Origin of the sequence: Xenorhabdus santafensis, from assembly GCF_033949405.1 — a bacterium.
Classification (GTDB): domain Bacteria; phylum Pseudomonadota; class Gammaproteobacteria; order Enterobacterales; family Enterobacteriaceae; genus Xenorhabdus; species Xenorhabdus santafensis.
Genome location: NZ_VCDN01000050.1, coordinates 39608 through 51024 on the forward strand (window position 1 = coordinate 39608; position 11417 = coordinate 51024).

The 11417-nt window shown below is 42.5% G+C and carries 7 protein-coding genes; 4 read left to right on the forward strand and 3 right to left on the reverse strand.

Going from position 1 to position 11417, the window contains the following annotated elements; translation table 11 throughout:
• Window positions 1-9: 9 nt before the first annotated feature.
• From FE392_RS13655 to FE392_RS13665, 3 genes are all read right to left on the reverse strand, one after another.
• Entirely contained in the window at window positions 10-2181 is a 2172-nt protein-coding gene (locus FE392_RS13655) for a TonB-dependent siderophore receptor (RefSeq protein WP_439153487.1), read from the reverse strand.
• A 109-nt stretch (window positions 2182-2290) separates the two neighbouring features.
• Window positions 2291-4111, reverse strand: coding sequence for an IucA/IucC family protein (locus FE392_RS13660; protein ID WP_319930765.1), 1821 nt, complete (start codon window positions 4109-4111; stop codon window positions 2291-2293).
• Between the two features lie 544 nt (window positions 4112-4655).
• Window positions 4656-5765: a tRNA/rRNA methyltransferase gene (locus tag FE392_RS13665; RefSeq protein WP_319930766.1), complete on the reverse strand. Its 1110-nt coding sequence runs from the start codon at window positions 5763-5765 to the stop codon at window positions 4656-4658.
• 135 nt (window positions 5766-5900) lie between these two features.
• On the opposite strand from FE392_RS13665, the gene FE392_RS13670 reads away from it, so the two are divergent.
• The 4 genes from FE392_RS13670 to FE392_RS13685 all read left to right on the forward strand — a co-directional run bounded on the left by FE392_RS13670 (window position 5901) and on the right by FE392_RS13685 (window position 11356).
• Window positions 5901-6608 (forward strand): tRNA-uridine aminocarboxypropyltransferase, encoded by a 708-nt coding sequence (locus tag FE392_RS13670; protein WP_319930767.1) that lies wholly within the window; start codon window positions 5901-5903, stop codon window positions 6606-6608.
• A 126-nt stretch (window positions 6609-6734) separates the two neighbouring features.
• Window positions 6735-9377, forward strand: coding sequence for a bifunctional acetate--CoA ligase family protein/GNAT family N-acetyltransferase (locus tag FE392_RS13675; protein ID WP_319930768.1), 2643 nt, complete (start codon window positions 6735-6737; stop codon window positions 9375-9377).
• A gap of 120 nt (window positions 9378-9497) precedes the next feature.
• Window positions 9498-10853, forward strand: a complete 1356-nt coding sequence (gene pssA / locus FE392_RS13680; RefSeq protein WP_319930776.1) for a CDP-diacylglycerol--serine O-phosphatidyltransferase — start codon at window positions 9498-9500, stop codon at window positions 10851-10853.
• Between the two features lie 149 nt (window positions 10854-11002).
• A complete protein-coding gene (locus tag FE392_RS13685) occupies window positions 11003-11356 on the forward strand; it encodes a YfiM family lipoprotein (protein WP_319930769.1) in 354 nt (117 codons plus the stop codon).
• Window positions 11357-11417: the final 61 nt, after the last annotated feature.

Genomic DNA, 11417 nt, shown 5'->3' on the forward strand with positions numbered 1-11417 from the left:
GTGATGGAGTTAGAATTTATAACGCAAAGTTGCTTCTACGTTACGTGGTGCACCGTAGTAGTACTGGGTATAAGCACCATATGACGTATAATATTTCTTATCGAACAGGTTATTCAGATTCACGGTTAACGAGAGATCCGGAGTGAATTGATAACGTCCCATCAATTTAACTGTCGCAAAACTGCTCTGGCCATCTCGGCGCATTTTGCCATCAGGCCCTTTAAGTTCACGATTTGTTTCGCCCTGCCAGTTAATGCCACCACCTAACGTCAAATCATTCATCACGCCGGGCAAGGTGTAAGTTGTGAATAGTTTGAACAAGCGATTTGGTGATTCCGTATTCGTGCGTTTACCGCCCGGTACTGTGGCGCGGAATTGAGTATATCCCGCATAAATACGCCAATCATCAGTAAGCTGCCCACTTATTTCAGCTTCAAAACCGCGCGTTTTTACACCGTCAACTGCAGTATAGACTCTGGCGTTTTTAGGGATTTCAGGCGCTTTAGGTTTGCCTGAAGTATCTTCACTCGTGTAGTTATCCTGACGGATTTCAAAAAGTGCCAATGAATAATCAATGCCGTTATCCAAAGCAACGCCCTTCAGCCCGAGTTCATAGTTTTCGCCTGTGACTGGCTTCAAAAGTTTGTTATTGCGGCTAATACGACTTTCTGGATCAAAAATTTTGGTATAGCTGCCATAAACAGAAAAGTCTGGTGTAAAGTTATAAACCAGTCCACCGTATGGCATAAATTCATGTTTATAATCTGCATTCTGTGGTGTGCCAAAATTATCACCACGCGTCTTCCAACTGGTAATACGCCCACCCAGAATCAATGTCACAGGATCTGCCAGAGAAAGCTGAGTAACCGCATAACCCGCAGTTTGTTCAATATAACCATGGGAGCCATTATTTCTCGTTTTGCTCCATTCCGGCTCTGCATAACCCCATGAAGGGCTAGTGAAATCACCTAATGGATACTGCGTTGAGCAAGTACCTTCCACCATACATGGAGCCCAGTAATAGTCATTCTGGAAGTTTTGCTTTTGATAATTCAGACCAAAGCTGGCGTGATGTTTACGCCCTAACAGCTCATAATGACCATTAGTTTGTAAATCGATATTACGTTGACGACGCTGCCCATCAATTAACGTGATATTACCCGGATACATTCCCTCATTCGTTACGCGATCTGGAAACCCTGTCGCCCACAGAACCTTTTGGTCCAGAGTGTTATTGTCATAGGTAAATGTCCCTTTCACATTCCAGCCATTGTCGAAATTATGTTGCAGGCTGGCAAAAGTTGAGAATGAACGCACTTTGGAAAATGCCCAATCAGGCGCGTAACTGCTACTGCGCTTGTAATCGGTTTTACTGCCATCGCTGAAATAAATGGGTAATCCGCCAAACATCCCACCACGGGTATGATTGATTTGATAATCACTGCCAATGGTCAATAATGTATTTTCGGTCAAATCCGCTTCAAGGGTGCCATAAAAAGGGTATTTCTCATGTTTATCACGATCAATAAACGAATTGGAACGCTCATAAGCAGTGACGAAACGCCCTCTGACTGTGCCGTTTTCATTTAATGGGCCAGACAAATCAATTCCAGTCCGCCATTTGTCCCAAGACCCGCCACCTAAAATGGCTTCTCCCCGAAAATCGCTGGTTGGGCGTTTACGGATGACATTAACCGCCGCCGATGGTGTTCCCGGCCCGACCATCAACCCTGCCGCCCCACGAACAACTTCAAGACGATCAATAATGAAAGTGTCCAGCAGATTATCACCATAGTTGAAACGGGTATCATAAAAAGTCGGTACGCCATCACGCAGCATGTTTCTGACGCTTATCCCTCTTGACGTAAAGGTAAAACGATCGCTGTCAGACTGATTGACTGTCATGCCTGTAATATTGTCAATAGCGCTTGTAACATTATTCAGGTTCTCATCGACCATACGCTGCTTGGTCATCACACTGACGCTTTGTGGTGTCTCACGGGCAGACAGATTCAGCCCCGTCGATGTCACCATTGACGTCGTGTTGTACATGCCGGTATCTTCCGTGACACCTTCACGCTCTGATGAAATGGGTTTTGCCGTTACGACAATTTTATCTTCCTTTCCTTGTGGTTCTGCTGCCACAGCCACACTGTTTCCTGCCAAAATCAGCGGAATCATTAAAGAAAGCAACGTTCTTTGGGTTAAATGATTTGTTTGCAAAATTGGATTGTTCACTCTTTTAATTCCCGTTACCAAAATGACTTATTGTTATGTTTACTTCTCTATCTCAACAGTTACCTGTTTCAATAACAGAATACTTATCGCACAAAGCATGAAGTGGGTTTACCAATGTTCCGGCAAATTTCAGATTTTTTTCTCGATCATCAAGATCAATCATCTGCTGGTTATTCGCCATTTGCAGACGATTCAAACAAGTCCGCACAAAATCGTGCTTGAATAGATCAAATTTGCGGAATTTTTCTATCTGATGCAGATGTTGTGATTGATAACGATGGACACATTGGGCAACCAATTCCCAAAAATGGGTTTCTGGTAATGCTGAGTATTTTTGCAGCAATGGCGTCAAATAGCGGAAAAAACAGTCAAAGATATCGAGGAAAATATAGTTTATTTTCATCTCATCTTTGATGGAGACATGAAGGAAATTAATTTCTTCCGGAAGTTGAAGTTCACCATTTAAAATAGCAATTTCTTCACCAATGTCTTTCATCAACATTTTTACCGGTACGTTATTTTCCAGTACCAGCATTAAGTTTTCGCCATGCGGCATGAAGACTAAATCGTAGGTAAAAAAAGAACGCAGTAACGGAGAAAGGTAAGCATCTAAATAACGCGATATCCAATCTTCGGCAGACAAACCTGAGCTTTGAATCAAAGCAGCAACAACTGAATTCCCTTCCCGATCGAGATGCAGCAATGATGCCATTGTCATCAGGCGCTGATTATCTTTCAGTATTGTCATTGGGCTTTCACGCCATAATGCTGACAACATTTTTTTGTGCGGATTATCTTTTTTGATAGCAGATTCAAAATAGTGATTGAAGTAACCAACGGCGGCGCGTTCTTTCAAGATCGTAAACCCTTTTTCTTGAAAAAATTCATCAGACTCAACTAGGTTGCCAAGCCACTCATTGACTTGTGGCGTGGTCACCATACTGTGTGGATCAAGCCCGCGCATGAACCCCATGTTAAGTACTGACAATGCCGTTTTTACATAGTTTTTCTTCGGTTGGCTGATATTGAATAAGGTACGGATTGATTGCTGAGCTAAATAGCGATCGTGGCCTTCCCCGAGATAAACAATATCCTGTTTCGCAATGTCTGCTGCAAAACTCATGGTAATGCGATGTTTCCATTGCCAAGGGTGTAAAGGCATCAGGTAATAATCTGACCAATTTAATCCCAGAGACTGCATTTTTCGTTTAAATTGAGCAAGCAAAAATGCTTCCAGCTCTTCAGTCACTAGCTGTGAATAGGAAAGCGAGGATAATGTAGAGAAAACGGTTTTATCCCGATGTACGGCTACCCAAATTAACGTCACGGGGTGAGCGCTCTCCGGCGCATACTCTAAATAATCATCGGCATCAAAGCCAATGCGGCCATTATTGGCAATAAAGACCGGATGCCCTTCACTCATTGCAGTTTCTACCGTCTGATAATCTGCTTGAGTCAAATCCTGCGCAGTCAGTCGGTTATTGCCATATTTAAAAGCATGGCCATAAAGTGTGCTGGATATTTCATCGAGGTAAATAGGGAATAATTTTTCAGAAATGCCTAACAATGGCTGTAATTCAATAATCAGCTCAAGAGCATCTAAAGATTGCTGTTGGTGGTGATGAAATTTAGATATAGAGGCAACATCAATATCTAAATGTTCAAGCTGATAAACCTGTGCTTGGAAATGGTATTGATATTTATCGATCTCAATACAATAAGTGTCCTCATCCTTATTGTGCACTGGGTTGATGAGTTTTTCGTGGCAAAGTTCACGTAATATTTTTGCTGTAAGATGTCGATTGGCGTGTGACCAGTTTTCCATTGTTAAATGGGAGACTTCATGACCTAAATTGGAAATTAACGGATACATTTAATAAAGCCCTTCATTCATATCCTGCATCACCTGTTTTCATATGAGGAACCTGATTAACAGGGTGATACATATTTATATAAATATCTGGATATCACTATCCATGTTATGGGTATCAGCTCTGGCTTACCAAAAATCATCGTCTTTATTTTTTATTTTCATGAATGATAATTAAAATCATTAACATTAACAACCCCACAAAAGCAGGTTATTAAGCAATAACTTGGCCACATATTTACAAAGGGAATGTAATAATAAATACGTTATAAATAATATAAATTTTAAATATTCCATTTAAAATCTAAGGTAATTACAAATGTTTCACATAAAGTAATTTCAGATTAAAATAATAACCATTGAATTTGTTTGATTTAATAAAACAATTTCACCTTGGCAATCAAAACAACCTGAATATATATGAATAAATAAAGGCCCTGACTAAATAGCCAGGGCCTTATTAATAGCAGTAATTGAGCTATCTTGTCCTACATTCGAATCACTGATTTTAGCTATGCAGCAATTCAAATTTCATTAGATAGATAAATCAAATATTATTCTGGCGCCACCATTCCGCCAACATAATTCCGGTCGCAACAGAAACATTCAAACTTTCAACCCGGCCAGTTCCGCCGATAGAAAGGCGAATATCACCATCTTCCCAAATACTGTCACTTAAGCCGTCACTTTCCTGCCCCAAGACCAAAACCATTTTTTCCGGCAATGTTGCTTGCGCCAATGCTGTGCTTCCCTTATGGCTGGATGTCGTCACAATGGTGTAGCCTGCATCGCGGAATTGGTTCAACGTATTTGTGAAACCGTCAGCGTCAATGCCTTTGATATGTTCTGCGCCACCTTCAGCTGTACGAACCGCAGCACCTGACTCCAGCATTGAGGTATCCTGCAAAATAACCCCTTGTACACCAAAGTGTGCGCAGCTACGCATGATTGCGCCAAGGTTATGTGGATTACCAACGTTTTCCAATGCCAAAACGCAATCTTTCGCTGGAGCCTGCTGTAAATAAGTTTCTGCATTTAAGCCATTGCGCTTCTTGATCAAGAAACATACGCCACCATGATGCTCAGTGCCGGATGCTTTAGATAACTCTTCATCATCGACCACATGGTAAGCCTTACGGTTTGCAGCCATCCATTTCAACGCATCACGAAAACGTGGAGTGATTGACTGGACAAACCAAGCCCTGACAATCGCATCCGGGCGATTTTGGAACATGGCCTGACATGCATTTTCACCATAAATACGGGTTTCTTCCAAACGCTGACGGCGAAGCTGTTCAGGATCGATGTAGCTTTTCCCACTTATTCCGCCATGATCTGGTGTCTGAGACTCACCCTCTGGTCGAGATACAATTTTCCAAGGAGAACGTTCACCGGAATGCCCTGAGCGTTCATTGTCACGACGACGTTCACCTTGTTCGCGCCCTTTACCAAACGAACGTTTATTGTTGTTATGGCGATCACTGTTTTTATTACGATCACTATATTTATTGCGATCGCTGTTCTTACTGCGATCATCATTTTTATTGCGATCATTATTTCTGCGGCGATCGCCGTCATTACGACTGTCATTATTGTCCTCATTACGGACATACATGACTTTGACTTTGCCGTTTTTACCACTATAGGAATCGTTCATTTATTTCTCCAACTGCGCTATGGCGCGAAGATTACCCGATGTGCGCGCCCGAAGCTACCTCTGGCAACAACAATCTATTAAAATATCCGCTAATTTTTTTCCTGGCTTGACCCACGAACATGTTTGAGTTCTTAAATGAGAAATAACAACGCCGTTTACCAGCTTCGTCAACATCGCCTCGCTCGCTCTACTCGCCCTTTTCAAGCGAGAGGTTGCAGGGTACAGCGTTGCCTGCATTGTTTATTACCTAAAAGAAAGTGCCTGTGTGAAAGGATCTCACCAGTAACTGCGGCGAGTCGCTTTTGTCTCATTATGTTTGATACTGAGCCAATGAAACCCAGCAATACTGGAAAATTGATTGCAGATATTTTACCCGATACGTACGCTTTCCTCTGGTCCAGAACTGAACCAGATCAACAAATGCTAGAAGTATTGCGTGACCCAACCCGGCAACCCTATTTGATCTTCCCGGGTAGCTATGCCACACCCCCTCGCACTGTGTACCAGCAACTTCCTGATCATCAGAAACCACCGTTGTTCATTATATTGGATGGTACCTGGCCCGAAGCAAGGAAAATGTTCCGCAAAAGCCCATATTTGGATGATATTCCTCTATTGTCTATTGATAGTCTTGCCAAAATGGATTATTTGCTGCGAATACCATCAAGAAAGGAACAGCACTGTACCGCTGAGGTTGCAGCCGCTGCGCTTGAATTGGCGGGCGATCTTGATGCATCAGAATCCTTACTCAATCACTTCAATCACTTTCGTGAACAGTATCTGGCAGGAAAGGCTAATCTTCCGGAGGAATCAATTACTGTAACTCTTGACAATGCCTACTAAAGTACTAGATGGTGGCTAACATTAGTCATGAAAATTGCTTAATTCGCGGTAATTGTTAAATCAGCGGTGATTATTTATTGATAACGGTGATTGTTTACTGATGTAGTAACTGATGAGGATCCCAGAATGAGCCAGCGTGGACTTGAAGCATTATTACGCCCTAAATCTATCGCCGTTATTGGTGCTTCTGAAAAGCCAGAAAAAGCCAGTTCAATGTTAATGCGAAATTTGCTGATGGGTGGCTTTACCGGGCCTATTTTGCCTGTAACCCCTAACAGGCACGCCGTTTCAGGCGTATTGGCTTATTCTTCTATCGATAAATTACCGCTGCTTCCCGATCTTGCTGTCATCTGTACACATCACAGCCGCAATTTATCGTTGCTGGAACAGTTGGCTCAACACGGATGCAAAACCGTTATCATTCTCTCCTCACCGCCATCGCAATTTGCAGAGTTGAAACAATACGGGCAAAAATATCATATCCGCATTCTAGGGCCCAATAGTCTGGGTATTTTGGCTCCCTGGATTGGCTTGAATGCCAGTTTTTCTCCCATCCCTATCCTTAAGGGCAAATTGGCATTTATTTCTCAATCAGCCGCAATCTCAAACACAATTCTGGATTGGGCTAACCATCGCAATATTGGTTTTTCATATTTTATTGCTTTGGGAGACAGCGTTGACATTGATATTGATGACCTGCTTGATTTTCTGGCAAGAGACAGCAAAACCAGTGCAATCTTGCTGCACCTCGAACATATCAGCGATGCCCGGCGTTTTCTTTCAGCCTCCCGAAGTGCTTCACGCAATAAACCTATTCTGATAGTGAAAAGCAGCCGAACCCGAAAAGCACAACAATTATTGGGTGAGCAACAGAATTTTGATGCCGCTTATGACGCAGCCATTCAACGTGCCGGGCTATTGCGCGTACAAGATACACATGAAATGTTTTCAGCGGTAGAAACATTAAGCTTTATGCGGCCATTGCGTGGAGAACGTTTGTTAATCGTCAGTAATGGCACGGCACCGGCCGCAATGGCGCTAGATGAGTTACTCAGGAGAGCAGGCAAGCTAGCAGTGCTTGGGGAAGAGGTCATCAGCAAACTTTCAAGTGTGCTTCCTGAAACATTACTTCTGCGAAACCCCTTGGATATTGGCGATGATTCCTCAACGGAGCAATACATTACAGCGCTCAAACTATTGCTGGACAGCTATGATTACGATGCTTTGCTGCTGATCCATTCTCCCAGCGCCATATCTCATAGTCAGGCTACTGCAACCCGGGTTATCCAGACGATTAAAGAACATCCACGCGGAAAATGGATCACTCTTTTTACGAATTGGTGCGGTGAATATTCTTCAATGGAATCACGGCGTTTATTCAGTGAAGCCGGCATTCCAACTTATCGTACGCCGGAAGGGGCGATCACTGCCTTTATGCATATGGTGGAATATCAGCGAAATCAAAAGCAACTTAAAGAAACGCCATCTCTGCCCATTGGTATCACTTCGAATGCGACCCGTGCCCATGAATGTATACAAAAATCCCTTAATAGTGGAAATACCCAACTGGATACCCATGAAGTACAATCCATTCTTGAAGCATATGGTTTAAAACCTTTGCCAACCTGGATCGCTCATAACAGTGATGATGCAGTGAATATCGCCGAGAAGATTGGGTATCCTGTCGCTCTGAAACTTCGTTCTCCCGATATTCCGCATAAATCAGAAGTTCAAGGGGTCATGCTTTATTTGCGCAATGCCGATGAGGTTAAGACAGCCACGCAAGCGATGATTGAACGCGTCAAACAAAATTTCCCGCAAGCCAGGATTCATGGCCTGTTAGTACAAAGCATGGCTAACCGGGCCGGCGCACAAGAATTAAGGATTTCTATTGAGCAAGATGAGATCTTTGGCCCCTTAATCATGCTCGGGGAAGGCGGTGTTGACTGGACTCATGAAACACAAGCTGCGGTAGCCCTTCCTCCCCTGAACATGGCATTGGCTCGCTATCTGGTCATTGAAGCCATTAAAAGTGGCAAAATAAAGTCCGGAGGCTCATTACTGCCGTTGGATATTCCTGCCCTCAGTCAGTTATTGGTCAGAGTCTCCAATCTTCTGATCGATTGCCCTCAGATAATGCGCATGAATATTCATCCTTTGCTTGCTTCTGGCAATGAATTCACACTATTGGATGTCGTCATGGAGTTGGCGCTAGTAACAGGCGATCCCCATCATCGTCTTGCCATTCGCCCTTACCCCAATGAACTGGAAGAAACTATCTATATAAAAGACGATTTAACCTGTCTTCTGCGCCCAATCCTGCCAGAAGATGAACCTTTGCTGAAAGCCTTTATCGGCCAAGTGACAAAAGAAGACCTATATTACCGCTATTTCAGTGAGATCAATGAATTTACCCATGATGATCTCGCCAATATGACCCAAATTGATTATGACCGGGAAATGGCATTTGTCGCTGTGCGTAATCCGACGACTGAACCAGAAATTATTGGAGTAGCCCGTGCGATGGCCGATCCTGATAATATCGAAGCCGAATTTGCGATATTAGTGCGATCAGATCTCAAGGGAATTACGTTAGGCTATCAACTCATGACCAAGTTGATCCAATATACAAGAGAGCATGGCATCCAAACACTAACTGCAATCACCATGCCGGAAAATCGTAATATGATCCAACTTGCGAAAAAACTGGGATTTGCTGTCGATATTCAGTTGGAAGATGGCATTGTTAATCTGGTATTGAAGCTTTAATAAAAAGTGAATTCATACTCACAATGAACCAAACTAATGGTATCATCACCAGATCATTTTGATTCATACACCTTATGATGGAATATAATCCATCTAAACCAAGAGAAAAAACGCACTGTGATGTTGTCCAAATTTAAACAAGCAAAACACCAACAACACCTTGCACAACTGCCTAAACTACCGCAGTCAGTTGCTGGTATAGAGACACTTTACCAATCTAAAGTGTTCTACAGCACCTTACTCGAACGCATTGCCAGCGCCCAAAAACATATCTATATCGCTGCCCTATATTTAGAGCACGACGATGCCGGACGAGATATTCTGACCGCACTCTATGCTGCCAAGCAAAAACGTCCAGAATTGGATATCAAAATATTTGTTGATTGGCATCGTGCTCAACGAGGTCGCATTGGCGCAAAAGCTGCAGCAACAAACGCAGATTGGTATTGTTCCATGGCTGAAAGCTATCCTGATGTCGCTATTCCTGTTATGGGTGTCCCTGTAAACACTCGTGAAGCACTCGGGGTTTTGCATCTAAAAGGCTTTATATTTGATGATACGGTAATTTATAGCGGTGCCAGCATTAATGATGTTTATCTGCATCGCCACGAAAAATATCGTTATGACCGTTATCATTTATTAAATAATGCAAAACTTGCGACAGTCATGAAGCAGTTCATTGATGAAAATATTCTGGCATCTGAAGCGGTGAGTAATTTAGCTCAACATAACCGCCCTCGCAGTCTTGAGATTAAAAATTTAATCCGGCAGTTTCGTTCATCACTACGCAGTTCTGAGTATCGATTCAAAAACCAAGCTTCAAATGAGGAGCTGGCCGTAATTCCTCTGATTGGGTTGGGGAAAAAGAATCTGCTGAATAAAACAATCTGCGATTTGATGGCCTGCACTGAAAATAAATTGGTCATCTGTACACCTTATTTCAACTTGCCTGCTGTATTGGTACGCTCAATATCACGGTTGCTCCGCCAAGGAAAACAAGTTGAAATCATCATCGGTGACAAAACGGCCAACGATTTTTATATCCCGCCGGAAGAGCCTTTTAAAATCATCGCGGCATTGCCATATCTGTATGAAATTAACTTACGCCGTTTTACCAGCCGGCTACAGAAGTTTATCGATAGCCAGCAATTAACTATTCGGCTATGGAAAGATCAGGACAATACTTATCACTTAAAAGGTGTTTGGATTGATGATAAATGGCAATTGATTACAGGTAATAATCTCAATCCTAGAGCATGGGGGCTGGATTTAGAAAATGCTATTCTGATCCACGATCCTCAACACGAAATGCAAGAACAACGCAGGATGGAGTTGGAGCATATTCGTACTTATACGAAGGTTATCAACAATTATCAAGAGCTGGAAAGTATCCAGTTTTACCCTGTCAAAGTTCGTAAGTTAATACGTCGCTTGCGCCGTATTCGAGTTGATCGGTTGATCAATAGGATATTGTAATACCAATAGGCCATAGAATAGATCAATTATAAACTGATAAATAGTTATCAAATAATCAATCCTCGTTTGCAATCGTAAGCGGGGATTTTTTGTATCTTATTTATCAAACAGCTATGATTTATAAAAACTAAATCATGGCGTCATTTATAATGAGAAAAATCGTCATTTCCTTATTGAAAAATATATTAATAATATCTCCTCTTCTATTAAATGCTTCTTGCACTAATATCCGCCAAGCCAATGATAATTGGTCTGGTAAAGATAAAGTACAACATTTTCTGTTTTCCGCCGCTATGACTGTAGCTGGAAATGCCTATGGCGAGCGCCAAAATTGGGGGCACCGTGAAAGTGCACAATTCGGATTGTTATTTTCAATCGGCCTTGGAGCAGCAAAAGAGCTTTATGATAGTCGCCCGTCAGGAACCGGCTGGAGTTGGCACGATATTGCTTATGATATCGCCGGTGCGATCACCGGCTACAGCTTATATCAATCCATGAAGTGATTTTTTGAAGTTTACCAAACGCAAAAAAGCCATCCGGTATCGGATGGCTTTTTCGTCTAAT